The following is a 23,741-nucleotide window of genomic DNA, read 5'->3' as shown; positions in this document are numbered from 1 at the left end:
CGGACTGACCGGCCCCCCACTCCGACGGGTGGGGGGCTTTTGCATTCCCGCACCCCCTGCGATGACCCCGTCCAAAACACCCCATTATGCCCAACTTGCCCTCAACACGGCGATATACGGTGCTTGCACACAGTGCACATGTCTTGTGATGCTATGACCGCTTTTGACGGATGAGTTGATACATGAAGGGGTGGCGTGACCGTGCCGGCCAGTACTGCGCCTCAGGTGCCACCCCAGCAGGACCCCCAGCACGGCCCGGAGCACGGCCCGGAGTACGAACCGACGCACGGCCCGCAGCAGGCCCCGCAGCAGGCTCCTCGGCACGACACCGCGCGCGACGCCCAGCCGGACTCCCAGGTTCCGACCCAGCAGGACCCCCCGGAGGAGCCTCCAGCGGCCCCGAGACCGCAGAGCCGGGGCGCGGACACCCGGGCCCTCACCCAGGTCCTGTTCGGGCAGCTGAAGGGCCTTCAGCCGGGCACGAGCGAGCACCACCGGGTGCGCGGGGCCCTCATCGAAGCGAACCTTCCGCTCGTCCGGTACGCGGCCGCTCGCTTCCGCAGCCGCAACGAGCCGATGGAGGACGTGGTCCAGGTCGGCACGATCGGCCTCATCAACGCGATCGACCGGTTCGACCCCGACCGCGGGGTGCAGTTCCCGACCTTCGCGATGCCGACCGTCGTGGGCGAGATCAAGCGGTACTTCCGCGACAACGTCCGCACCGTCCACGTGCCGCGCCGGCTCCACGAGCTGTGGGTCCAGGTGAACGCCGCCACCGAGGACCTCACCACCCTGCACGGGCGCACGCCGACCACGCCCGAGATCGCCGAGCGGCTGCGGATCACCGAGGACGAGGTGCTGTCCTGCATCGAGGCCGGGCGCAGCTACCACGCCACCTCGCTCGAGGCCGCCCAGGAGGGCGACGGGCTGCCGGGCCTGCTGGACCGCCTCGGCTACGAGGACCCCGAGCTGGCCGGCGTCGAACACCGCGACCTCGTACGGCACCTGCTCGTACAGCTGCCCGAACGTGAACAAAGGATCCTGCTGCTGCGGTACTACAACAATCTGACGCAGTCACAGATCAGCGCCGAGCTCGGGGTGTCGCAGATGCACGTGTCCCGGCTGCTCGCCCGCAGCTTCGCCCGGCTCCGGTCCGCAAACAGGATCGAGGCGTAGCTGGAACGGGTGGAGATCGTTCCACCGTTTCCCATGGAATGGGCTCATTCCGCTCTGTCGCTGGAGATATATGTCGACTTGGCGCTACAGCGCGTTGCCGACATGTGACATTCTGCTGGAACCGCGTTTGCCGCAGCCCCGCCTCCGGTATTCAGGTGGAGGCTGCGTTCCTCCGACGGGCGCGCCGTACGCGACCGTCCGCGACCTCAAGGGGGTGGCATGTCCGTAGACCAGGGCAGCTCCAAGGTGCTCACGCTCGTCAAGAGCCCGGCTCCGGCAGCACCTGCAGCGCCTGTCCGCTCGGAAGCCATCGACACCCGCACCCTCTCCCGCTCCCTCTTCCAGCGACTTGCCGCCCTGGACGCGGACAGCCCCGAACGGGCGTACGTACGCGACACCCTGATCGAGCTGAACCTGCCCCTGGTGCGGTACGCCGCCGCTCGCTTCCGCAGCCGGAACGAGCCGATGGAGGACATCGTCCAGGTCGGCACGATCGGCCTGATCAAGGCGATCGACCGGTTCGACTGCGAACGCGGCGTGGAGTTCCCGACGTTCGCGATGCCGACCGTCGTGGGCGAGATCAAACGATTCTTTAGGGACACCTCCTGGTCCGTGCGCGTCCCGCGCCGGCTCCAGGAGCTGCGCCTCGCCCTCACCAAGGCCAGCGACGAGCTCGCCCAGAAGCTCGACCGCTCGCCGACCGTGCCGGAACTGGCCGCGGTGCTCGGGGTGTCGGAGGAGGACGTCGTCGACGGCCTCGCCGTCGGCAACGCGTACACCGCCTCCTCGCTCGACTCGCCCTCTCCCGAGGACGAGGGCGGCGAGGGCTCGCTCGCGGACCGCCTCGGCTACGAGGACACCGCGCTCGAGGGCGTCGAGTACCGCGAGTCGCTGAAGCCGCTGCTCGCCAAACTGCCGCCCCGGGAGCGGCAGATCATCATGCTGCGGTTCTTCGCGAACATGACGCAGTCGCAGATCGGCGAGGAGGTCGGCATCTCCCAGATGCACGTCTCCCGGCTGCTCACGCGCACGCTGGCACAGCTCCGGGTGGGCCTGATCGGCGAATAGCCGCCGCACCGGGGTTCCCATCTGACGCGCGGTCAGCCAAACTGCCGCGATGCTGCGAAGGGAACGCCAAGCCCTCACCCTGCTCACGGTGCCCGTACTGGCCGCCGCATGCCTGACCGGGTGCGGCGGCCCGGCACGTGACGGCTACGCCGCCGCGGGCGCCGTCGCCCCGGGCCCGGAGCGCCGCGCGGGCGACAACGTCGCGCCCCAGGCGCCGGTGGAGTTCCAGCAGCTGGCCGGATCCCCTTCCTCCACCACGAGTACGCCGGCCGGCACCCCGGGTTCGCAGAGTCCTGCCGCCTCCGCCCGGAGCGGAGCCACGACCGGCCCGCCCGGGACCACCCGGCCCGGCACCACCCCGTCGCCCCAGCCCCCGCCCGAGGCGGCCCCGTCCACCCCCGCCCCGGGAACCCCGGCACCCGGGCCGGGGACGACACCCCCGGGAACCCCGGCGAGGCTGACCCTGAGCCCGCCGGCCCGCGCCCCGGCGGCGGACCGCTGGTGCGAGCAGGTCACGGTGGGGTTCACCAACACCGGGACGACGCCCGCCCGTTCGGGCGCGGTGTCCTTCGCGACGCACATCATCGGCGCCCTCGGCATCGACTGGGCCACGATCACCACGACCCAGCCCCTCCCGACGCCCATCCCCGGCGGCACGACGAAGACGCAGACCTACACGGTCTGCGTCGAATCCTGGCGAGTCCCCTTGGGCATGCACGTAGAAACCCGGACGACGACAGCCACCTGGACCTGACACGGGCAATCCGGCCCCGCCGGCGTTTCAGGCGCCGGGGGTCCCGCCGGCGCAGCACCCGGCAGGGTTACCCCAGGGCCAGCCAGGCCACCGCCCCGATCACCACGAGCAGCCCCACTCCGAGCCCCAGCCAGAGCCCGGTCTTCGACCCCGGGCCCGACCCGGCAGCCTGCCGCCGCCGGGACCCCTGCACCGCAGGCCCCGGACCGGCCGGCGCGGCCTCCTCGACGAACGCCCGGAACATCTGAGTGCTGCCCGCGGGGTCGTAGTTGCCCTCGGGGCCCTGTGAGTTGTGGTTCGCAGCCATGCCTCAGGACCCTAGCGGGTTTTCCGATTCCTTTACCGCCCCACCCCCTCGATTCATTTGCCTGTAGCAACCAATCGATCCTATGGTTGCCCTAAGCAACGACATGAGGAGAGGAGGGGCCGATGACGACCCAGGCGCCGCAGGCACCACCCGCAGCACAAGCACCACCCGCACCACGCCCACCGCAGCCACCCCACCCCACCCGCTACGAGGAACTGGCCCGCCAGCTCACCGGCATCGGCGCGGTCAAGCGCGACCTCGCCCGCACGCTCCCCCCGGACTGCCCGCCGGGCTCCGCCGCCGTCCTCACCCTGCTCGACCGCCACGGCGAAATGCGGCTCAGCCGCCTCGCCGACCTCATGGCCATCGACATCTCGGTGACCAGCCGCCACGTCACCCACGTCGCCGACCGCGGGTGGATCACCCGCGACATCGACCCCGGCGACGGCCGCTGCCGCATCCTGCGGCTCACCCCGGCCGGCCAGGCGCTCCTCGCAGAGCTGGGCGCCCGCTACACCGGCGCGCTGGAAAAAGCCCTCGCCGACTGGTCCGCCCACGACATCGACGTACTGAACACCCTGCTGACCCGGCTCCGATCGAGCTTCTAGACAAAGGAACCACATGGCGACGACCGCACCCACCGGCGTGCAGGAAGGCAGCCGGTCGCAGACCACGCCCGACCACCCCGCACCCGCCCCGATGACCCACCCGCAGATCATGAAGGCGCTGTCCGGGCTGATGCTCGGCATGTTCGTGGCGATCCTGTCGTCCACGATCGTCTCCAACGCCCTGCCGCAGATCATCAGCGACCTCGGCGGCACCCAGTCCTCCTACACCTGGGTCGTCACCGCCGCCCTCCTGTCGATGACGGCGGCGACCCCGCTCTGGGGCAAGCTGTCCGACCTCTTCAGCAAGAAGCTGCTGGTCCAGATATCCCTGGTGATCTACGTCCTCGGCTCCGTGGTCGCGGGCATGTCCCAGAACACCGGCATGCTCATCGCCTGCCGCGTGGTCCAGGGCATCGGCGTCGGCGGCCTGTCGGCCCTCGCCCAGATCGTGATGGCCGCGATGATCTCCCCGCGCGAGCGCGGCCGGTACAGCGGCTACCTCGGCGCGGTCTTCGCCGTCGCCACCGTCGGCGGCCCGCTGCTCGGCGGCGTCATCACCGACACCTCGTGGCTCGGCTGGCGCTGGTGCTTCTACGTCGGCGTGCCGTTCGCGGTCATCGCCCTGATCGTCCTCCAGCGGACCCTGCACCTCCCGGTCGTCCGCCGCGACGTCAAGGTCGACTGGCTCGGCGCGTTCCTGATCAGCGGGGCCGTGTCCCTGCTGCTGATCTGGGTCACGCAGGCCGGCGACTCGTACGACTGGATCTCCTGGACGACCCTGGCGATGACCGGCGGCGCCGTCGTGCTCGGCCTGCTCTTCCTCCTCGTCGAGTCCAAGGCGAGCGACCCGATCATCCCGCTGCGCCTGTTCCGCAACAAGACCATCTCCCTCGCCTCCGCCGCCTCGCTGTTCGTCGGCATCGCGATGTTCTCGGGCACGGTCTTTTTCAGCCAGTTCTTCCAGTTGGCCCGCAACGAGTCCCCCACGATGTCCGGAATCCTCACGATTCCGATGATCGGCGGGCTCTTCGTCTCCTCCACGGTTTCCGGTCAGGTGATCACCAAGACCGGCAAGTGGAAGGCCTGGCTCGTCTCCGGCGGCGTCCTGCTGACGGCCGGCCTCGGACTGCTGGGCACCCTGCGGTACGACACCCCGTACTGGCACATCGCGATCTACATGGCGCTGACCGGCCTCGGCCTCGGCATGATGATGCAGAACCTCGTCCTCGCCACCCAGAACCAAGTGGCCCCCGAGGACCTGGGCGCGGCCAGCTCGGTCGTCACCTTCTTCCGGTCGCTCGGCGGCGCCATGGGCGTCTCGGCGCTCGGCGCGGTCATGGCCAACCGGGTCACCCACTACGTCAAGGACGGGCTGGCCGAACTCGGCCCGAAGGCGGCGGCGATGGGCCACGGCGGCACCGCCGGCGGCGGGATCCCCGACCTCGACAAGCTGCCCGCGCCGTTCCGCACGGTCATCGAGTCCGCGTACGGGCACGGCGTCGGCGACGTCTTCCTCTACGCCGCGCCCACCGCGCTGCTCGCTCTCGTCCTGGTGCTGTTCATCAAGGAGGTCGCGCTGAAGTCCAAGCCGGCGGCCCACGCCCCGGCGGCGTCCGCAGCCACCTCGCCGGCGGAGTAGCGACACCCGGCGATACCCGGCGACACCCGGGGATACCCAGCGGCCCCCGTCGGACTGCCCCTGCCCCGCACAACAGGGCGGGGCGGCCACCCGGCGGGGGTTCTCTACGTGCCCGGCCGGGCCGCGGCCTTCGCCTCGATACCCGCGATCAGCACGTCGAGCGCGAGGACGAAGTCCCCGTCGGGCACCCGCCGGGCGGCGCCCCCGCAGCCGTGCAGGAACTGCGAGACGGCCAGGTGCGCGCCGGTCCGGCAGGCGCCCGCCAGGCCGGTGGCATCGAGCAGCCGCTGCAGGGCGGAGTCGAAGGCCCGGGCGTGCGGGCCGATGTTCGGGTACGCGGCGGTCAGCGGAGCCACCCAGGGGTGCTGCGCCAGCAGCCGCCGGTAGCCGCAGGCCAGCGACCGCAGCCGGCCGGGCCAGCCCTCCTGGACCGGCTCGGCCGGTGCGGTCCGGGGCAGCGGGAGCTCGCCCAGGGCGCGGTCCAGGGCGAGTTCGAGCAGATCGTGCTTGGTGTCGACGTACCAGTAGAGGGACATCGCGGTGACCCCGAGCCCGGCCGCGAGCCGCCGCATCGAGAACCGTGCCAGCCCCTCGGCGTCGAGCAGCCGTACGGTGGCGCCGGTGATCCGCTCCCGGTCGAGGCCGGAGGGTGCCTCGGTGCGGCGTCTGGCGGGTGCGGTGTGCCCGCCGGCCAGCCACACGCTGGTCCGGGCCTTGCCGGGATCGGCCGCGGTCACCATGGAGGCACCCTCCTCACGACAGCTGGATCAGCCCGGAATGCCCGGTCCGCCCACTTGATGCTAGAGGGTGCCCCTCGCGTTTCGGCAGGATCAGGACGGGGCGGACGTGCCGTTCAAGGGGGCGGTCAGGTCGTAGAAGGTCGCTCCGCCGACTGTCGTGGACCTGAAGTTGGCCTTGACCCAGCTCGAAATCGCGCTGCTGGTGCCGCCGCCCGGGCCGCCGCCGCGCATGGCCTGCCCCTCACCGCCGGCCCTGTCGTCGCCGCCGATGAAGTAGTGGATCTTCCCGGTGCGCACGTACTCCTGGAACTTGGCGAGCGTCGGGGAGGGGTCACTGCCGTTGAACCCGCCGACCGGCATCACCGGCTCGCCCGAGGCCAGCTGGTAGCTCGCCGCGTTCTGCGCGCCGATGGCGGCTGCCGCCCAGGTGTACTTGTCCGCATCCTTGCGCAAGGCCGCCGTGGCCTCCTTGCCGGCCTTGGTGCCGTTCAGCAGGCCGCCGGGGCCGCCGCCACCGGGGCCGCCCGCGAAGTTCTCCGTCCCGCGTGCACCGCGCCCCCCGGTCGCCCCCTGGCCGCCCGGGAAGCTCTGACCGCCCTGACCGCCGGGGAAGCCCTGGCCGCCGGGGACCTGCCGGGCCCCGCCCTGCGGACCGCCGCCCTGCTGGCCCTGCTGCGGGCCGCCCCGGAACGCCCCCTGCGGGGCCATGCCGGGCGGGAGTTCACCGCCGCCGAAGCGCATGCCCATGCCGCCCCGGCCGCCCGAGACCGCGGGCCCGGCCGTCACGATCGACCCGCCGCGCGTGGAGTCCACCGTCGTCAGGCAGTACGCGAGCGGGCCGGCCAGCGCGGCCGCCAGCCCCAGCGCCGCCGCACCCAGCGCGAACCGGCGGCCGAGCCGGGCGCCGAACAACAGCCCGGCGGCGGCGAGGAGGCCTGCCACGAGGACGGTCCAGCGCAGCCACGGCAGGTATCCGGTCGAGCGGCCGAGGAGGACGTACGACCACCACGCGGTCAGGGCGAGGGTGCCGGACAGGGTGAGCGCGGCGGCCTTGCTGCCCCGCTCCTCCCACAGCATGGCCACGCCCATGCCCACCAGCGCGGCCACGAACGGCGCCAGCGCCACGGTGTAGTACTCGTGGAAGATGCCCTGCATGTAGCTGAAGACGAGCATCGTGATCAGCAGGGCGCCGCCCCACACCAGGAAGGCCGCGCGGGCCATGCCCTCCAGGGAGTCGGTGGCCCGCCGGGCCCGCCAGGTGATCACCAGTCCGCTGACGAGCATGACGAGGGCCGCCGGGAGCAGCCAGGAGATCTGTCCGCCGATGTTGACCGAGAAGAGCCGGTCGATGCCGGTCTCTCCCCAGCCACCGCCGCCACCGCCACCACCAGCACCACCAGCACCGGCGCGAGCGCCGCCGCCCACGCTGCCGGTCTCGTTGCCGTTGATCCGGCCGAGGCCGTTGTAGCCGAGGGTCAGCTCCAGGAAGGAGTTGGTCTGCGAGCCGCCGATGTACGGGCGGGACGACGCGGGCCAGAGCTCCACGATCGCGACCCACCAGCCGCCGGCCACCACCATGGCGGCTCCGGCGAGCAGCAGCTGGCCCAGTCGGCGGCGCAGCCGGGTCGGCGCGCAGACGGCGTACACGAGGGCGAGCGGCGGCAGGATGACGAAGGCCTGCAGGGTCTTGGTCAGGAAGGCGAAGCCGACCGCCACGCCGGCCCAGACCAGCCACTTGGTGTGGGCGCCTTCGAGGGCGCGCATGACGCAGTAGACGGTGACGGTCAGCAGCAGGGTCAGCAGCGCGTCCGGGTTGTTGAAGCGGAACATCAGCGCGGCGACCGGGGTGAGTGCGAAGACCGCGCCGCTGAGCAGTGCGGCCGCGGGCCCGAAGTGGCGGCGTACGGCGGCGTAGAGCACGGCGGTGGTTCCGACGCCCATCAGGGCCTGCGGAACGAGGATCTGCCAGCCGCCGAGCCCGAAGAGCCGGACGGACAGGGCCATCGGCCACAGGGCGGCCGGGGGCTTGTCGACGGTGATGGAGTTCCCGGCGTCGGAGGAGCCGAAGAAGAAGGCCTTCCAGCTCTCGCTGCCCGCCTGGACGGCCGCGGAGTAGAAGGAGTTGGCGTAGCCGGAGGCTCCCAGGTTCCACAGTAGCAGGACGGCGGTGGCCAGCAGGAGCACCGCGTACGCGGGGCGCTCCCAGCGGGGGCGCCCCGCAGCCGCGGCACCGGCCGTGGCGCTCGGCGCGGCCGGGGAGGCCGGGGAGGTCGGGGCGGTCGGGGCCCGTTCGGGGAACGGGGAGTCCATCGGTGGTACGGCCGTGGTCATCGGGTGTCGTCCTTCGCGGGAGTGGCGCGCCGCTCGGGGAAGACCCAGGCGCGGAAGAGCAGGAACCTCAGCACGGTCGCGGCGAGGTTGGCCGTGATCAGCACGGCCAGTTCGGTGCTGTGGGAGGGATCGGCGGTGGCGGCGCCGAGGGCGGCGAGCGACCCGCTGGTCAGGGCCAGCCCGACGCCGAACACGACGAGGCCCTGGGCCTGGTGCCGGACGGCCCGGTCGCGGCCCCGGACGCCGAAGGTGAGCCGGCGGTTGGCGGCGGTGTTGGCGACGGCGGAGACCAGCAGGGCGCCGGCGTTGGCGAGCTGAGGTCCGGCGCCGAGCCGGAAGAGGGAGTACAGGGCGAGGTAGGCGAGCGTGGACAGCACCCCGATGACGCAGAAGCCGAGGAGCTGGCGGGCCAGCCCGCGCGGCACCCCGGGCAGGGCGCTGCGGTCGCGCGGGTCGTCGCCGAAGGGGCGGGCGAGCCGGTCGAGCGGCAGCGCGCCGACAGCCAGGGCCCGGCCGACCCGCCACATCCCCTTGAGGTCTTCGGTCGCGGTGCTCACGATGTGCACGGTGGAGTCCGGGTCGTCCACCCAGTCCACCGGCACCTCGTGGATCCGCAGCCCGGCCCGCTCGGCGAGCACCAGCATCTCGGTGTCGAAGAACCAGCCCGAGTCCTCCACCAGCGGCAGCAGCCGCTCCGCGACCTCCCGCCGGATGGCCTTGAACCCGCACTGGGCGTCACTGAAGCGGGCGGCGAGGGAGGAGCGCAGGAGCAGGTTGTAGGCGCGGGAGACGAACTCCCGCTTCGCGCCGCGCACCACGCGCGAGGAGCGGGCGAGGCGGGTGCCGATGGCCAGGTCGGAGTGCCCGGAGATGAGCGGGGCGACCAGCGGCAGCAGCGCGTTGAGGTCGGTGGACAGGTCCACGTCCATGTACGCGAGGACGGGCGCCTCGGAGCGGGACCAGACGGTGCGCAGGGCGCGGCCGCGGCCCTTCTCCTCCAGCCGGGTGCTGCGTACGCCATCGACGGCGGCGGCGAGGCCGGCCGCGACCTCGGGGGTGCGGTCGGTGCTCGCGTTGTCGGCGATCGTGATGCGGAAGGGGTACGGGAACGTGCGGGTGAGGTGGTCGTGGAGCCGGCGCACACACGGGCCGAGGTCCTGCTCCTCGTTGAAGACCGGGATCACCACGTCGAGTACGGGCTCGCCGGGCACGGGCGCGAGGTGCACCCGTGCCGGAAGGGCGCCGGAGGAGGTGTCGGTTGGCATGCACCGACCCTCGCCGGTCGGGCTGTCACCGCTGTGTGGTGAGCCTGTGCCCCGTCTGTGAGTCCGTCTTCGTGTGCATGATCGTCTGGTCCGGGGCGAGCGGGAGCAATACCTCGAAGCGGGTACGCCCCGGCTCGCTCCGTACGTCGACCTGTCCGCCGTGCGCCGTCACGACGGCCTGGACTATGGCGAGCCCGAGGCCGGTGGAGCCCGCGGCCCGGGAGCGCGAGGCGTCGCCGCGGGCGAACCGCTCGAAGACGTGGGGGAGCAGGGCGGGCGGGATACCGGGCCCGTTGTCCTCGATCCGCAGCCGGACGGCGGATGTTTCACGTGAAACATGGGCGGTGACGGTGGTGCCGGGCGGGGTGTGCGTACGGGCATTGGCGAGCAGGTTGACCAGGACCTGCTGGATCCGGGCAGGGTCGGCGAGGATCGGCGCGGGCTCGTCGGGGAGCTCGAGGCGCCAGTGGTGCTCGGGGCCGGCGGCCCGGGCGTCGCTGACGGCGTCGACGACGAGCGGGGCGAGGTCGGTGTCGGCCGAGGAGAGCGGTCGGCCGGCGTCGAGCCGGGCGAGGAGCAGCAGGTCCTCGACGAGGCCGGTCATCCGGGTGGCCTCGGATTCGATGCGGCCCAGGGCGTGCCGGGTGTCGGGACCGGGCTCTTCCCGTCCCCGGCGGGTGAGTTCGGCGTACCCGCGGATGGAGGCCAGCGGCGTACGCAGTTCGTGGCTGGCGTCCGCGACGAACTGCCGGACCCGGGTTTCACTCTGCTGGCGGGCCGTGAGCGCGGAGGAGACGTGCCCCAGCATCCGGTTGAGGGCGGCGCCGACCTGGCCCACCTCGGTACGGGGGTCGGCCTCGGCATCCGGGACCCGCTCGTGGAGGGCGGGTTCGCCGCTGTGCAGGGGGAGTTCGGAGACCCGGGTGGCGGTGGCGGCCACCCGGCGCAGCGGGCGCAGGGCGACCCCGACCAGGGCCTGCCCGGCGAGGGAGGCCGCGATCAGCCCGGCCACGGTGACGAAGACCTCCACGGCGATGAGCGTGCTCACGGTGGAGTCGACCTCGGCGAGCGGGTAGGCCAGGGCCAGGTTCCCTTCGGGGGAGGCCTGTACCCGGTAGCTGCCGAGGCCGGGCAGGTCGAGGTCCACGGGGGCGGGCCGGCCGCGGTCGGCGGCGGCCTTGGCGGCGACCTGCTCCAGCAGGCGGGACTGGGCCGGGGTGAGCGGCTGGCGGGTCTCCAGGCCGGGCCCGCCGATGGCGGCGAGCCGGGCGCCCTCGGTCGTGCCGCCCGGCTCGGACCGGATCCCCACGGAGCCCAGCGGGGTGCCCGGGGCGCTGACGAACCAGAGGCCCTCGCGCCCGGCCTTCGCCGGCGAGGGGTTCCGTGGCGTCGCCATGTCCACGGCGATATGGAGCTGCTGGTCGAGCTTGTCGACCAGGTACGAGCGCAGCGCGAGGGTGGTGACGGTCCCGATGGCCGCGCCCACCACGGCGATCAGCGCCACCGCCGAAACGACGAGCCGGGCCCGCAGGGACCAGGCACGGACCGGGCGGGGCCGGAGCCGCGTGCGCCCGGGCCGGCGGACGGCGCGGGGACGGACGGGCCGGGAGCGGAGGGCGCGAGGGAGCCGCGGCAGGCGGAGTGCCACTACTCCGCCGGCTTGATCAGGTAGCCGGCGCCGCGCCGGGTGTGGATCATCGGCGGGTAGCCCGGGCCGCTCTCGAGCTTCCGCCGCAAGTAGGAGATGTACAGCTCGACCACGTTGGCCTGGCCGCCGAAGTCGTACGACCACACCCGGTCCAGGATCTGCGCCTTGCTCAGCACCCGCCGGGGGTTGCGCATCAGGTAGCGCAGCAGCTCGAACTCGGTGGCGGTCAAGTGGATCTCCCGGCCGCCGCGGGACACCTCGTGGCTGTCCTCGTCGAGCTGCAGATCGCCGACGGCCAGGACGGAGCCCCCGCGCGCGGCCTGCGCCGCGCCCGAGCGGCGGACCAGGCCGCGGAGCCGGGCCACGACCTCCTCCAGGCTGAAGGGCTTGGTGACGTAGTCGTCGCCGCCCGCCGTCAGGCCCGCGATCCGGTCCTCGACGGAGTCCTTGGCGGTCAGGAACAGCACCGGGAGCTGCGGGATCTCCCGGCGCAGCTGTCCGAGGACGGCGAGTCCGTCCATGTCGGGCAGCATGATGTCGAGGACCACGACGTCCGGCCGGAACTCCCGCGCGGCCCGCACCGCGCCGGCCCCGTCGCCCGCGCTGCGGACCTCGCAGCCCTCGTAGCGCAGGGCCATGGAGAGCAGCTCGGAGAGCGAGGCCTCGTCGTCGACGACGAGCACCCGGCAGGGGCCGCCGTCGGGCCGGACGAGGGCCGTGGGGTTGCTGGTGGACGTGGACGCATGGGAGGTGGTCGTCGCAGTCATGCGACCACGCTGACCGCGGCCTCTGAGAGCGTTCTTGTCCCTACCTGTGAATTTCCTGAGAAACGCACTGCCCGAGAACTGCACTGCCCGAGTGGCTCCCGGGGCGGGCCGCTCAGACCAGGTGGAACAGCCGGGCGCCGTTGTCGTGGCAGACCGCGCGCAGCCAGTCGTCGCCGAGGCCGAGCCGCTCCAGGGCCTCGATCTGGTGCTCGTACGGGTAGGGGATGTTCGGGAAGTCGGTGCCGAGCAGGATCCGGTCGCCGAGGTCCGCGAGCCGCCCGAGCTCTCCCTGCGGAAACCCGCGCAGCCGCTCGGAGAAGTCGGTGAAGGCCATCGTGGTGTCCAGGCGCACCGCGGCGTACCGGTCGGCGAGGTCCAGGAAGTCGGCGTACTCGGGCATGCCCATGTGCGCGATGATCAGCGGCAGCCGGGGATGCCGGGCCAGCAGCCGGGCGATCGGCTCGGGTCCGGTGTACTTGGCCGGGACGGGCCCCGACCCGCAGTGGATCACGGTCGGGATGTCCGCCTCGGCGAGCAGCCCCCAGACCGGGTCGAGCCGGTCGTCGTTCGGGTCGTACCCGCCGACCTGGAGGTGTGCCTTGAAGACCCGGGCCCCGGCCTCGACGGCCTGCCGGACGTACGCCTCGGCCCCCTTCTCCGGGAAGAAGGTCGCGGTGTGCAGGCAGTCGGGGGTCCGGGCGGCGAAGTCCGCGGACCAGGAGTTGAGCCATGCGGCCATCGCCGGCTTGTGCGGGTAGAGCATGGACGTGAACGCCCGGACCCCGAACTCCCGCAGAAGCGCGACCCGCTGCTCCTCCTCGTGCCGGTAGGTGATGGGCCATTCGACGCCGGTGAGCGGTCCGACCGCGTCGAAGTAGTCCCACACCTTGTCCAGGACCCGCTCGGGCATGAAGTGCGTGTGGACGTCGACCAGTCCGGGCAGTCCGAGCCGCTCCCGGAAGGCGCGGACCGCCTCAGCCGTTGCGGGCAAAGCCGTGGCTCCGCTCGACGGTCGCGACGTGCAGGGTGTAGCTCTCGTACCAGTCGGCGCGGCCCTTCTTCATGGCCGCCTGGTGCTCCAGGTCCTGCCGCCACTCGGTGAGGGACTCGTGGTCGCGGAAGTAGGCGACGGTGATGCCGAGGCCGCCGGGGGTGCGGGCGGACTCGTAGCCGAGGAAGCCGGGGTTCGTCGACACGATCTCGTTCATCCGCTGGTTGGTTTCCGGGTAGCCGGTCTCGTCAGGGGTGCGGATATTGCTGAAAACCGCCATCACGTACGGCGGTTCGAAGGCGGGTACGGGCTGGATGCTCATGCCCACCACCCTCTGCGGCGGCCCCGGGCATGTCCACCGGAAAGGAGCCCGGCAGCCCAAAGGGATCCAAGTTTTGACCTTGGACGCCGGCGCACGGGACGGGCCCGCCCCCTCAGAACAGCCCGTCCTGCCCGCCGGGGGTGGCGAGCGGCGGCAGCCCGGTGACCGGTACCGCAGTCGCGTCGCCCTCGGCCGGGGCGACGAGCTCCCAGCCTGCGAGCAGCCGGGTGTCCACCACGAGTCCGTCCGCGAGGTGCAGATCGGGACCAGCCGCGCCGACGAGCCGGCCCACGACGGCACCGCCGGGGACCATCCCGGTGATCACCCGCGCGGGGGCGGGCAGCCCGTCCAGCCCGAACGGCCCGGCGTGATCGACGGTTTCGCACACCAGCTGCTCGAGCGACTCCGGCCGGCCCGGCAGGGCCGCGGCCCGGGCGTGCAGCTCGGCGACCTCCCGGGCCCGGTCGGCCGCCGCCGGCAGGTTGCCCCGTACGGCGCGCTTGCGTGCGTACGCGATCCGGTCCGGCACCCCGAGAGCGGCCCGCAGCAGCTCCTCGATACGGCGGGTGGCCATCAGCGGCCCCCGCCCCAGCCAGGTCCAGGTCACCGCCCCCTGCTCCAGCAGCCGGGCCGGGCCGCGCTCCTCGGCGGTGATGCCGACCTTGAGCAGGCCGGGCCCGAACCAGGCCAGGTAGACGCGATAGGTGCGTGGATCGGCGGCGTTGGTGTCGGCGGCCACCGAGAACGACCGGTCCAGGCGGGCGCATTCGGGGCACTGGGCGTTCCCGGACCGGCCGGGCACCGCAGCAGCCGTGGGGCACGGGGTCCGCTTCCCGGCCCGCCGTACGCCGAGGCAGCGCCGCTCCCCGCGGGCCGCGAAGGCCAGGCGCTGCCCGTAGGCGAGCGGGCTGCTGCGCTCGCCGCGTCCCTCGGCGCACCACCCGATGGCGGGGCGGCCGTCGTTCCACCGGATCCCGGTGCACCGCCAGGTCACAGCGGGAGGGGCCGCTCGAAGAAGGTCTCGAGCACGACGGTCGCGTGCGTACCGCTGACTCCGTCGATGGCGTAGAGGCGGCGCAGGACGTCCTGCAGCTGCCCGGTCGTGGCCGTGCGCACCTTCACCAGGACCGAGGCGCTCCCCGCGATGATGTGCGCCTCCTGGATCTCGGCGATCGCCTCGAAGGCCGCCTTCGAGTCCCCCATCCAGGCGTTGGAGTCGACCATCACGTAGGCGAGCACCCCGCTCCCGACGGCAGCGGGGTCCACCTCGACCGTCGTGCGCCGGATGACCCCGCGCTCGCGCAGTTTGCGTACGCGCTCGTGGGTGGCCCCTGCCGAGAGCCCGACGGCGGCGCCGAGGGCGGCGTACGACTGGCTCGCGTCCTGCTGCAAGCGCAGGACGAGCGCCCGGTCGATGTCGTCCACGCGATCTTCCTCCCAACCCCTGGAATCCCTTGCTCCGACGGTACAGGATCCTGCAATCGCAACACGAGACCGAACTTAATTCGGCGGCAGACCCGTCTGATGGAGGAGCGTCATCCATAGCCGACCTCGATCTGTACGAGATCCTGGACGAACGATTCCGCGCCCGGCCCGGCCCGGCGGGGCGGGGCGGGGCGGGGCGGGGCGGGGCTACCGTGCGACGAACTGCGTCAGGATCGCCTGCACCTCGTAGATGTCCACACCCTTGGTGAACGTCTTCTCGATCGGCGCCGCACTGCCGGAGAGCCAGATCTTGAGCTCGGCGTCGAGGTCGAAGTGGCCGGCGGTCTCCACGGAGAAGTGCGTGATGCTCCGGTACGGGATGGAGTGGTACTCCACCTTCTTTCCGGTGAGCCCCTGCTTGTCGACGAGCACGAGCCGCCGGTCGGTGAACAGGATCGTGTCCCGGATCAACAGGTACGCGGCGTGCACCTGCTCCCCCTGACCGAGCAGCCGCGCGTAGTCCCGCTGCGCCGACGTCGGATCGACCGTGTGCGCGTTCCCGAACAGCCCCATGGGAGTCCCCCTCTTCCGGTTCCGAACCCTTCCGAACCCTCTCCGAGGACCGTATCCAGGCCCGGCCCGCCGGTCGTCCCCCACGGGACCGATCCCCGACCCGGAGAACCCCCGGGTCCCCCTCCCCACCAAGGAGGACCCCCGCGCCCGCACCGGACGCCGCCAACGGACCCCGGACAACGCAAGAGGCCCCCCGGCGAACCGGGGGGCCTCTTCGGCTGTGCACTCGGCAGGATTCGAACCTGCAACCTTCTGATCCGTAGTCAGATGCTCTATCCGTTAAGCTACGAGTGCTTGGGCTTCTCGGGGTTTTGCGCCCCGTTGGCCTTGCGAGAACAACAATACATGGACCTCGGCGGGACGCGAAATCCATTCACCAAACCAGCCCTGACCTGCGAAAACGCTCCTGATGGAGATCATCCGGAAGGGTTCGCACGGATGTCGGGGCGGGGTTGGGAACGCCGGCGGTCCCGGCCGGAAGCCGCCGACGCAAGCCCCCGGACGCACCCGACCCGAACGCACCGAAGCCCCGGTCCATCAGGACCGGGGCTTCGGCAGGTGCGGAGGCGGAGGGATTTGAACCCTCGATGGGCTTTAAGACCCAAACCGCATTAGCAGTGCGGCGCCATAGACCGGACTAGGCGACGCCTCCAGCACACCCTCGCGTACGAGGGTGCGTGCAGATGATGACACAGCCACAGGGCCGCTCACCAATCCGCTCCCACGGTACAAGGACAGCCGCCACCAGAGCAAAGCCTTAAGCACCCGGAGCGCGCCGCCCGCACGCATGCACGCACCACCACCCGGACGCAACGTCGGCGGGCGCACGTCGTTGGTCAGGCGTACGACGTACGGACGACCTGGAGTGCCCCATGCTGCGTCTCGCCGCCTTCGCCGTCACCTCCGCCCTGGCCGCCACGGCGGTCACGGCCGCCGGGCCGCTGCCCCCGCTGCCACCGCTGGGCCGGCTGCTCGCGGCGCCCGACCGCCTCACCATCGCCGTGTCCGCCACCGGTAACCCCCGGGCGGACGGCGAGTACCTGCTCGAGTGCAACCCCGTCGGCGGTGACCATCCCGAGGCAGAGCGGGCCTGCGCCCGCCTCGACGACCTCGCGAAGCAGGGCAATGACCCCTTCGAGCCTCAGGCCAAGCGCCAGATCTGCACCATGCAGGACGGCGGTCCGGCCACCGCGCACGTCACCGGAACATGGCAGGGCCACAAGGTGGACGCCACGTTCCGGCGGACCAACGGATGCGAGATCGCCCGGTGGAACCACCTGGAACCTGTGCTTCCGGGTGGGCGCTCCTGACCTGGGAGGATGCGAAGGATGCACGGTTTCCGCCGAACATCCGCCACCTCAGGCCGGGGCCGTGCCCTTAGACTCCTCCCGTGACATGCCGGTAGTTGTGGTCAGGGAGGAAGCTCGTCGTGAGCAGCAGGCCATCCCGAGGCGCTGCTCGCCTCGCAGCAATACTCGACGCTCTTCCGGACGCGCTGTTGCTCGTCAACGCCAACGGCACGGTCGTCAACGCGAATTCGATCGCCCTCGAGGTCATGGAGAGTCCCGGCACCGGGCTCGTCGGCCGCGGCGTGCTCGACCTCCTCCCCGAGTTCGACTCCAAGCTGATCCCCGGCTCCATGCGCCGGCCCGGCGAGGACGAGGGCGGCCGGGCCAAGCCCAAGCGGATGGTCGCGCGCCGTACCGACGGCACCGAGTTCCCCGTCGAGGTCACCGCAGCCCACCTCGACGGCCGCGACGCCTACCGCGAGCCGCAGCCCTACACGGGTGACGAGCTGCTGATGCTCGTCGTACGCGACCTCTCCGAGACCGTGGACACCGAGGCCGAGCTGGCCCGCTCGCAGCGGCAGACCGAGATGATCCTGCGGGCCGCCGCCGAGGGCGTCGTCGGCACGGACACCGACGGGCGCGTCGTCCTCGTCAACCCGGCCGCCGCACAGATCCTCGGGTACCGCGCCACCGATCTCGGCAACCGCGAGCTGCACGGGCTGATCCAGCACTCGCGCGCCGACGGCTCGCCGTTCCCCTTCGAGGAGTCCCCGCTCGCCGACACCCTGCGCAGCGGGCGCAAGCACCGGGTCCGCGGCCAGGTGCTGTGGAACAAGGCCGGGCAGCCGGTCTCCGTCGACCTGACGACCTCGCCCGTACGGGACGGGGAGCTGCTCGTCGGCGCCGTCATGACGTTCACGGACCGGCGGCCCTACGACGCCCTGGCCGCGCGGCACGCACAGCTGCTGGCGGTCCTCGGCGAGTCCCTGCGCGGGCCGCTGGAGGAGCTGCGCGGGGAGCTGGCCACGCTGGCCGCCGACGACGCGGGACAGCTGTGGCCGGAGGCCAACCAGCTGCTGCACCACCTGGCCGCCGGGTACTCGCGCATGACCGCGCTGGTCGACAACGTGCTCGGCTTCCAGCGCCTCGACGCGGGCACCGAGAAGCTCAAGAAGAAGAAGGTCCTGATCGACGGCGTCGTCGCGGCCGGCATCGACGGCGCGGTCGAGCTGATCGGCCCGGGCCGCGTGCAGTTCGCCGTGCACGCCCCGACCATCGAGGCCGAGGTGGACGCCGAGCGGATCGCCGGCGCCCTCGCGCACCTGGTCGCGGACGTCGCCGGGGTCGACGCCACCGGCAAGACCCGCCAGGGCAGCGGGTACAGCGACTCCACGATCGTGGTGGCCGCCGCTCAGCGGGGCGAGGTCGTACGGATCGAGGTGCGCGGGCCGTACGAGGGCGGGAACCCGGTGCACGAGCCGATCGTGCGGGGCATCGTGACCGCACACGGGGGCGTGCTGCAGACGGTGGAGGTGCCGGGCGCGCCCGGCGGCGCGTACGTGCTGGAGCTGCCGCTGGGCGCGGGGGCCGGCATGGTGACTCTGCCGGATCCGGAACCGGAGCCCGCGAAGGAGCCCTCGGCCGAGGCTGCGGGCAAGGGTCCCGCCGGGCGGCGGGCCCGGCGCGGGGTGGACGCGTTCCTCGAGGACGCGGCCGACGAGGCGAAGGCGAACGGCGCCGCCGGGGGCGGGAGTGCGCTGGCACTGCCGTCCGGGCGACGGCGGGCGGGCGAGGCCGGAGCTCCGGACGCTCCGACCGCGGGCCCCGAGCTCGCGCAGTCCCCGGTGAACCCGGCGGGTCTGGGCACCGGGCGCCGCCGCGGCCGGGACGGCGACGGAAGCGGAACCGGCGGCGAGGGCGTTCAGGACGGCCCCGGCCGGCCCGTTCCCCCGCAGGGCACCGCCATGCCCGCGCTCCCGCCGGTGCCTCAGGTGTCTCCCGGTCCCGGTGTGGCCCCGATGCCGTTGGGCGCGCCGGTACCGCAGGGCCTGGCCTCGCCGGTGGCCCCGGGTTCGGGCTCGCCGGTGGCGCCCGTGCCGCCCGTGCCTGCCGTGCCGCCGGTTCCGGTGACCGAGCATCCCGCCGGGCGCCGGCGGGCGCTGGGTCCCGCGGCCGCGCCGCAGCCCGGTGGTCCCGTGCCCGCGACGGGGCTCGGGCCGGCGCAGGCCGCCCCACAGGCCCCCGCACGGCCCATCGCCCCGGAGGGCGGCTTCGCGCTGCCCGCCGGACCGACCCCGGCACCGGCTCCCGCGCCGGCTCAGGGCACGGTGCCGGCTCCGGCCCCCGCACAGACCCCCGCCATGGCCGGTCCGGCCCCTGCTCCCGGCGAGGCCGAGGGCGACGCCCCGGCCGGGCGGCGCGGACGCCGGGTACTGGGCGCGCCCGGTGCCGAGCCCGCGGCCTCCGCCGCCCAGCCGGCCGCTGCCGCGGAGGAACCCGTACCCCCGACCGGGCGGCGCCGTGCGCTGCCCGCCACTCCGGCCTGGCCGGTTCCGGCGGCCCGGACCGCTCCCGAGGACGATGAAGCCGCAGGCCAGGCTGCCGTGCCCGGGGCCCGGCAGCCACAGGACTCCCCGGCGGAGGCCGCACAGCCGATCAGCGTGCGCGCCCTCGGCACCCTCGGCCAGGGCATCTCGGTCGACTCCGGAAGCACCAACGGCGCGGGCGGTACGAGCGGCTCCGGCCGTCGGCGCCGGCTCGCCGAGCCCGCGCCCCAGGGGCGGGCGTTCGCGATAGGAGCCCCCGAGGCGGGTGCCGTCGAGGGCCCCGAGCCGCTGGACGGGCCCGGCGGCGCCGTCGAGGTGGTCAACCGGCCCGTACCGCTGCCGGTGGACGACGAGCTGCCTCCGGAGCCCCTGGACAACCCGCGCCGCCTCCTGGTGTGGCCGGCGCCCGATGTGCAGACCCAGCAGGCGCTCAGCGACCGCGGCTACCGCCCGGTGATCGTGCACTCGCGCGAGGAGGTGGACGCGCAGATCGCCGCGTTCCCCGCCGCGCTGTTCGTGGACCCCCTGACCGGGCCGATCACCCGGACGGCCCTGCAGTCCCTGCGCCAGGCCGCGGTGGCCGCGGAGGTGCCCGTCCTGGTCACGGCCGGGCTGGGACACGCCACGCGCGAGGCGGCGTACGGGGCCGACCCGGCCGTCCTCCTCAAGGCGCTCGCGCCGCGCGACAGCGAGCAGCACCCCTCCCGGGTGCTGCTGATCGAGGAGCAGGACGAGATCGCGACCGCGCTCACGGCCGCCCTGGAGCGGCGCGGCCTGCAGGTCGCACGGGCGGGAGCGGACACCGACGCGGTGGAGCTGGCGACGCGGATGCGGCCCAACCTGGTGGTCATGGACCTGATGCAGGTCCGGCGTCGGCGGGCCGGGATCGTGGACTGGCTGCGTGCCAACGGGCAGCTCAACCGGACGCCGCTGGTCGTCTACACGGCCATGGGCATCGACCCGGCCGAACTGCCGCGGCTGGCCTCCGGGGAGAGCGTGCTCTTCCTCGCCGAGCGGTCCACCACGGCGGACGTCCAGGGCCGCATCGTGGATCTGCTGGCCAAGATCGGCACGAACTAGTCATCCTGGCCCGATGGCCATCATCGACACGAGCGAGCACACCGTCCCCGCCGACAACGGGGAGGTGAACCTCCTCATCGCCCGGCAGGTGGAGCCGGGCCACGAGGAGACGTTCGAGGCCTGGGCCCACGGCATCCTGGAAACTGCTGCGACCTTCCCGGGGCACCTGGGGTACGGACTGTTCCGTCCGGCGACGGACGGCGGGCCGTGGTTCCTGGTCCACCGCTTCCGGGACCAGGCGGCCTTCCAGCGGTGGCAGGACTCCGCCGAGCGGGCCCAGTGGTTCTCCAACTGCCTGGGCCACCACCACACCGAGATAGCCCGGCGCGAACTGCACGGCATGGAGACCTGGTTCGCGAAGCCGGGTACGACCCGGCCCGCGCCGCCGCGGTGGAAGATGGCGGTCAGCTCCGGGCTGGCCATCTTCCCGATCTCGCTCGTCGGCAACGCGGTGCTCGGGCCGTACCTGGTGAACCTGCACTTCGTCCTGCGGACGGCCGCCTTCGCCGTCGTCTTCAGCACGCTGATGACCTACCTGGCGATGCCCGCCGTCAGCAGGGTGCTGCGGCCCTGGCTGACGAAGGGCGGCCAGGGCTGAGCAGGTACCGCGCGTCGTTTCAGTCGAGCTTGGTGACGACCAGCTCGCCGTCCGCGTACTGCTTGCGTATGACCTTCTTGTCGAACTTGCCGACGCTGGTCTTCGGCACGGCCTCGACGATCGTCCAGCGCTCGGGCAGCTGCCACTTGGCGATGGACTGGCCGAGGAAGACGCGCAGCCCCGCGTAGTCCACGCTCGCGCCCTCCTTGAGGACGACGGTGGCCAGCGGGCGCTCGCCCCACTTGTCGTCCGGAACGGCGACGACCGCCGCCTCGGCGACCTCGGGGTGCGCCATCAGCGCGTTCTCGAGCTCGACGCTGGAGATCCACTCGCCGCCGGACTTGATGACGTCCTTGGCGCGGTCGGTCAGCGTGAGGTACCCGTCGGGACTGATCACGCCGACGTCGCCGGTCTTGAGCCAGCCGTCCGCGCTGAACTTGTCCTCGGGGCGCAGCGGTTCGCCGGAGGCGCCGCCGTAGTAGGCGCCCGCGATCCAGGTGCCGCGCACCTCCAGCTCGCCCGCCGACTCGCCGTCCCAGGGCAGGATGTCGCCCCCGGGGCCCACCAGGCGCGGCTCGACGCCCGCCGGGAAGCGGCCCTGGGTGACCCGGTACGGCCACTCCTCCTCGGCGCTCAGGCCGGCCGGCGGGTGCGCCATGGTGCCGAGCGGGGAGGTCTCGGTCATGCCCCAGGCGTGGCAGAGGCGGACGCCGAGCTTGTCGTAGGCCTCCATCAGGGAGGGCGGACAGGCCGCGCCGCCGATCGTGACCTGCTTCATGGAGGTGAGGTCGCGCGGGTTGGCGGTGACCTCGGCGAGGAGGCCCTGCCAGATGGTGGGGACGGCCGCGGCGTGCGAGGGCTTCTCCCGCTCGATCATCTCGGCGAGCGGGGCGGGCTGCAGGAACCGGTCCGGCATCAGCATGTTGATGCCGGTCATGAACGTGGCGTGGGGCAGGCCCCAGGCGTTCACGTGGAACTGCGGGACGACGACGAGGCTGGTGTCCTTGTCGGTCAGGCCCATCGACTCGGCCATGTTGACCTGCATGGAGTGCAGGTAGATCGAGCGGTGGGAGTAGATGACGCCCTTGGGGTCGCCGGTGGTGCCGGAGGTGTAGCACATGGCGGCGGCCTGGCGCTCGTCCAGCTCCGGCCAGTCGTAGCGGTCGGGGCGACCCGCGAGGAGCTCCTCGTACTCGTGGACGCGTACGTCCAGCCCGTTGAGCGCGGAGCGGTCGCCGATGCCGCAGACCACCACGTGCTCGATGGTGGGCAGGTGCGGCAGCAGCGGCGCGAGCAGCGGCAGCAGGGTCCCGTTGACCAGTACGACCCGGTCGGCCGCGTGGTTGACGATGAAGACCAGCTGCTCGGGAGGCAGTCGCAGGTTGAGGGTGTGAAGGACGGCGCCCATGGAGGGGATCGCGAAGTACGCCTCGACGTGCTCTGCGTTGTTCCACATCAGGGTGGCCACCCGGTCGTCCTGCTGGACGCCCAGCTCGTCACGCAGGGCGTTGGCGAGGCGGGTGGCGCGGGTACCGATCTCGGCGAAGCTGCGGCGGTGCGGCTCGGCCTCCCCGGTCCAGGTCGTGACCTGGGATTTACCGTGGATCGTCATCCCGTGCTGGAGTATGCGGGTGACGAGGAGCGGTACGTCCTGCATGGTGCTCAGCAAAGCGTCCTCCCGGTGGGCGCTGCGGCGCTGCGGCGGCTACGGATGCCGTCGATTCTGCGCACGTACCGGTCGGCATGTCACTACCCGGGGGTACAAACGCGGCAAGTAATCGCTGTTCGGGTCCTTGCGTTGGCATCGTGCACAGGCTGGGGGCGGGCTCGCGGTGCATCGCGCACAGGGCCGGGCGCCATGGGTGTTTCACGTGAAACGTGCCGTAGGTGTTTCACGTGAAACATCCATGGCTGTTTCGCTGGGGGAACCTCCCAGCGGTAGCCGGGGGAGAGACGTCGGCCGGTTCAGCGGACCGGGGTGAGCTCCGGGTCGTCGCGGAGCTTGACCAACGCGCGCGAGACGGCGCTCTTGACCGTGCCGATCGACACCCCGAGCAGCTCGGCGGTCTGTGCCTCGCTCAGATCCTCGTAGTAGCGCAGGACGACCATCGCGCGCTGCCGGTCGGGCAGCCGGGTCACCGCCCGCCACATCGCGTCGCGCAGCGCCTGCGCCTCGGCGGGATCGGATGCAGGCGTGTCCTCGGTCTCCGGGAGCTCGCCGCAGGCGAACTCGTCGACCTTGCGTTTGCGCCACTGGGAGGTACGGGTGTTGACGAGGGCCCGCCGGACGTATCCGTCGAGGGCGCGGTGGTCCTCGATGCGGTCCCAGGCGACGTACGTCTTGGCCAGGGCCGTCTGCAGCAGGTCCTCGGCATCGCACGGGTTGGCGGTGAGCGAGCGCGCGGTGCGCATCAGGACCGTGCCGCGGGTCCGGACGTACGCCGAGAACGACGGGTACGGCGTCGGATTCGAGGCGAGCGTGCACACAGGCGTGGTCATGGCTCCACGCTAGAAGCGCGGCCCCGCCCTGGGATCGGCCGCAAGTGCCGAAGCTGGATCCATCTCAGGTTGTAGGGGTGGGGCTCACCCCACCTCCTGAAGGTGGAGGAGGCGG

General features: G+C 72.5%; 20 protein-coding genes, 2 tRNA genes and 1 pseudogene. 8 read left to right on the top strand and 15 right to left on the bottom strand.

Annotation, left to right across the window (positions count from 1 at the left end; genetic code table 11):
* Positions 1-195 precede the first annotated feature (195 nt).
* The 3 genes from ACZ5WG_RS10670 to ACZ5WG_RS10660 all read left to right on the top strand — a co-directional run bounded on the left by ACZ5WG_RS10670 (position 196) and on the right by ACZ5WG_RS10660 (position 2,998).
* The gene (locus ACZ5WG_RS10670) at positions 196-1,176 is read left to right on the top strand and encodes an RNA polymerase sigma factor SigF (protein WP_468722128.1); all 981 of its coding nucleotides are present in this window, start codon (positions 196-198) and stop codon (positions 1,174-1,176) included.
* Positions 1,177-1,395: 219 nt separating this feature from the next.
* Complete coding sequence (locus ACZ5WG_RS10665; RefSeq protein WP_031141513.1) at positions 1,396-2,244, top strand: RNA polymerase sigma factor SigF; 849 nt, start codon at positions 1,396-1,398, stop codon at positions 2,242-2,244.
* 49 nt (positions 2,245-2,293) lie between these two features.
* Entirely contained in the window at positions 2,294-2,998 is a 705-nt protein-coding gene (locus ACZ5WG_RS10660) for a hypothetical protein (protein ID WP_468722126.1), read from the top strand.
* 67 nt (positions 2,999-3,065) lie between these two features.
* Here the strand turns inward: ACZ5WG_RS10660 and ACZ5WG_RS10655 are convergent, their stop codons facing one another.
* Entirely contained in the window at positions 3,066-3,305 is a 240-nt protein-coding gene (locus ACZ5WG_RS10655) for a hypothetical protein (protein WP_468722124.1), read from the bottom strand.
* 215 nt (positions 3,306-3,520) lie between these two features.
* On the opposite strand from ACZ5WG_RS10655, the gene ACZ5WG_RS10650 reads away from it, so the two are divergent.
* Both ACZ5WG_RS10650 and ACZ5WG_RS10645 read left to right on the top strand, forming a co-directional pair.
* Positions 3,521-3,913, top strand: coding sequence for a MarR family winged helix-turn-helix transcriptional regulator (locus tag ACZ5WG_RS10650; RefSeq protein WP_468722294.1), 393 nt, complete (start codon positions 3,521-3,523; stop codon positions 3,911-3,913).
* Between the two features lie 91 nt (positions 3,914-4,004).
* Positions 4,005-5,546: pseudogene (locus tag ACZ5WG_RS10645) on the top strand (MDR family MFS transporter); the annotation flags it as partial.
* 110 nt (positions 5,547-5,656) lie between these two features.
* Here ACZ5WG_RS10645 and ACZ5WG_RS10640 read toward each other — a convergent pair.
* From ACZ5WG_RS10640 to ACZ5WG_RS10585, 12 genes are all read right to left on the bottom strand, one after another.
* Complete coding sequence (locus ACZ5WG_RS10640; protein WP_468722123.1) at positions 5,657-6,292, bottom strand: TetR/AcrR family transcriptional regulator; 636 nt, start codon at positions 6,290-6,292, stop codon at positions 5,657-5,659.
* Between the two features lie 90 nt (positions 6,293-6,382).
* Complete coding sequence (locus ACZ5WG_RS10635) at positions 6,383-8,623, bottom strand: ArnT family glycosyltransferase (protein ID WP_468722121.1); 2,241 nt, start codon at positions 8,621-8,623, stop codon at positions 6,383-6,385.
* Positions 8,620-9,888, bottom strand: coding sequence for a bifunctional glycosyltransferase family 2/GtrA family protein (locus ACZ5WG_RS10630; RefSeq protein WP_468722119.1), 1,269 nt, complete (start codon positions 9,886-9,888; stop codon positions 8,620-8,622). The genes ACZ5WG_RS10635 and ACZ5WG_RS10630 overlap by 4 nt, the downstream gene beginning before the upstream one ends.
* Positions 9,889-9,913: 25 nt before the next feature.
* Positions 9,914-11,392 (bottom strand): sensor histidine kinase, encoded by a 1,479-nt coding sequence (locus ACZ5WG_RS10625; RefSeq protein ID WP_468722117.1) that lies wholly within the window; start codon positions 11,390-11,392, stop codon positions 9,914-9,916.
* A gap of 143 nt (positions 11,393-11,535) precedes the next feature.
* A complete protein-coding gene (locus ACZ5WG_RS10620) occupies positions 11,536-12,303 on the bottom strand; it encodes a response regulator transcription factor (protein WP_053785396.1) in 768 nt (255 codons plus the stop codon).
* 112 nt (positions 12,304-12,415) lie between these two features.
* A complete protein-coding gene (locus ACZ5WG_RS10615) occupies positions 12,416-13,294 on the bottom strand; it encodes an amidohydrolase family protein (RefSeq protein WP_468722115.1) in 879 nt (292 codons plus the stop codon).
* A complete protein-coding gene (locus tag ACZ5WG_RS10610) occupies positions 13,278-13,616 on the bottom strand; it encodes an antibiotic biosynthesis monooxygenase family protein (RefSeq protein WP_468722113.1) in 339 nt (112 codons plus the stop codon). The genes ACZ5WG_RS10615 and ACZ5WG_RS10610 overlap by 17 nt, the downstream gene beginning before the upstream one ends.
* A 112-nt stretch (positions 13,617-13,728) precedes the next feature.
* The gene (locus ACZ5WG_RS10605) at positions 13,729-14,610 is read right to left on the bottom strand and encodes a DUF2797 domain-containing protein (protein ID WP_468722111.1); all 882 of its coding nucleotides are present in this window, start codon (positions 14,608-14,610) and stop codon (positions 13,729-13,731) included.
* On the bottom strand, positions 14,607-15,041 hold the full coding sequence (locus ACZ5WG_RS10600; protein WP_468722109.1) for an Lrp/AsnC family transcriptional regulator: 435 nt from the start codon (positions 15,039-15,041) through the stop codon (positions 14,607-14,609). Before ACZ5WG_RS10600 ends, ACZ5WG_RS10605 begins: the two co-directional genes overlap by 4 nt.
* 207 nt (positions 15,042-15,248) lie before the next feature.
* A complete protein-coding gene (locus ACZ5WG_RS10595; protein ID WP_266665825.1) occupies positions 15,249-15,614 on the bottom strand; it encodes a PH domain-containing protein in 366 nt (121 codons plus the stop codon).
* A 221-nt stretch (positions 15,615-15,835) separates the two neighbouring features.
* Positions 15,836-15,908, bottom strand: a tRNA-Arg gene (locus tag ACZ5WG_RS10590).
* Between the two features lie 267 nt (positions 15,909-16,175).
* A tRNA-Ser gene (locus ACZ5WG_RS10585) sits at positions 16,176-16,266 on the bottom strand.
* Between the two features lie 220 nt (positions 16,267-16,486).
* Here ACZ5WG_RS10585 and ACZ5WG_RS10580 point away from each other — a divergent pair.
* The 3 genes from ACZ5WG_RS10580 to ACZ5WG_RS10570 all read left to right on the top strand — a co-directional run bounded on the left by ACZ5WG_RS10580 (position 16,487) and on the right by ACZ5WG_RS10570 (position 21,127).
* Entirely contained in the window at positions 16,487-16,924 is a 438-nt protein-coding gene (locus ACZ5WG_RS10580; RefSeq protein ID WP_468722107.1) for an SSI family serine proteinase inhibitor, read from the top strand.
* A 119-nt stretch (positions 16,925-17,043) separates the two neighbouring features.
* Positions 17,044-20,529, top strand: a complete 3,486-nt coding sequence (locus ACZ5WG_RS10575) for a response regulator (protein WP_468722105.1) — start codon at positions 17,044-17,046, stop codon at positions 20,527-20,529.
* Positions 20,530-20,542: 13 nt separating this feature from the next.
* Positions 20,543-21,127 carry an antibiotic biosynthesis monooxygenase gene (locus ACZ5WG_RS10570; RefSeq protein ID WP_468722103.1) on the top strand — a complete coding sequence of 195 codons (585 nt, stop codon included), beginning with the start codon at positions 20,543-20,545 and terminating at the stop codon, positions 21,125-21,127.
* Positions 21,128-21,146: 19 nt separating this feature from the next.
* On the opposite strand, the gene ACZ5WG_RS10565 is transcribed toward ACZ5WG_RS10570, so the two are convergent.
* On the bottom strand, positions 21,147-22,796 hold the full coding sequence (locus ACZ5WG_RS10565) for a long-chain fatty acid--CoA ligase (RefSeq protein ID WP_468722101.1): 1,650 nt from the start codon (positions 22,794-22,796) through the stop codon (positions 21,147-21,149).
* Positions 22,797-23,092: 296 nt separating this feature from the next.
* A complete protein-coding gene (locus ACZ5WG_RS10560) occupies positions 23,093-23,626 on the bottom strand; it encodes a SigE family RNA polymerase sigma factor (RefSeq protein WP_468722099.1) in 534 nt (177 codons plus the stop codon).
* Between the last annotated feature and the right edge of the window lie 115 nt (positions 23,627-23,741).

The organism is Streptomyces sp. NPDC032745 (assembly GCF_055579465.1).
The sequence above is the reverse complement of the archived record's forward strand: the minus strand, read 5'-3'. Positions and strand labels throughout refer to the sequence as shown.

Coding starts and splice junctions, on each gene's coding strand:
- ACZ5WG_RS10665 (WP_031141513.1), top strand. CDS start 1,396: ATGTCCGTAGACCAGGGCAGCTCCAAGGTGCTCACGCTCGTCAAGAGC.
- ACZ5WG_RS10660 (WP_468722126.1), top strand. CDS start 2,294: ATGCTGCGAAGGGAACGCCAAGCCCTCACCCTGCTCACGGTGCCCGTA.
- ACZ5WG_RS10655 (WP_468722124.1), bottom strand. CDS start 3,305: ATGGCTGCGAACCACAACTCACAGGGCCCCGAGGGCAACTACGACCCC.
- ACZ5WG_RS10640 (WP_468722123.1), bottom strand. CDS start 6,292: ATGGTGACCGCGGCCGATCCCGGCAAGGCCCGGACCAGCGTGTGGCTG.
- ACZ5WG_RS10635 (WP_468722121.1), bottom strand. CDS start 8,623: ATGACCACGGCCGTACCACCGATGGACTCCCCGTTCCCCGAACGGGCC.
- ACZ5WG_RS10630 (WP_468722119.1), bottom strand. CDS start 9,888: ATGCCAACCGACACCTCCTCCGGCGCCCTTCCGGCACGGGTGCACCTC.
- ACZ5WG_RS10620 (WP_053785396.1), bottom strand. CDS start 12,303: ATGACTGCGACGACCACCTCCCATGCGTCCACGTCCACCAGCAACCCC.
- ACZ5WG_RS10610 (WP_468722113.1), bottom strand. CDS start 13,616: ATGAGCATCCAGCCCGTACCCGCCTTCGAACCGCCGTACGTGATGGCG.
- ACZ5WG_RS10595 (WP_266665825.1), bottom strand. CDS start 15,614: ATGGGGCTGTTCGGGAACGCGCACACGGTCGATCCGACGTCGGCGCAG.
- ACZ5WG_RS10580 (WP_468722107.1), top strand. CDS start 16,487: ATGCTGCGTCTCGCCGCCTTCGCCGTCACCTCCGCCCTGGCCGCCACG.
- ACZ5WG_RS10570 (WP_468722103.1), top strand. CDS start 20,543: ATGGCCATCATCGACACGAGCGAGCACACCGTCCCCGCCGACAACGGG.
- ACZ5WG_RS10560 (WP_468722099.1), bottom strand. CDS start 23,626: ATGACCACGCCTGTGTGCACGCTCGCCTCGAATCCGACGCCGTACCCG.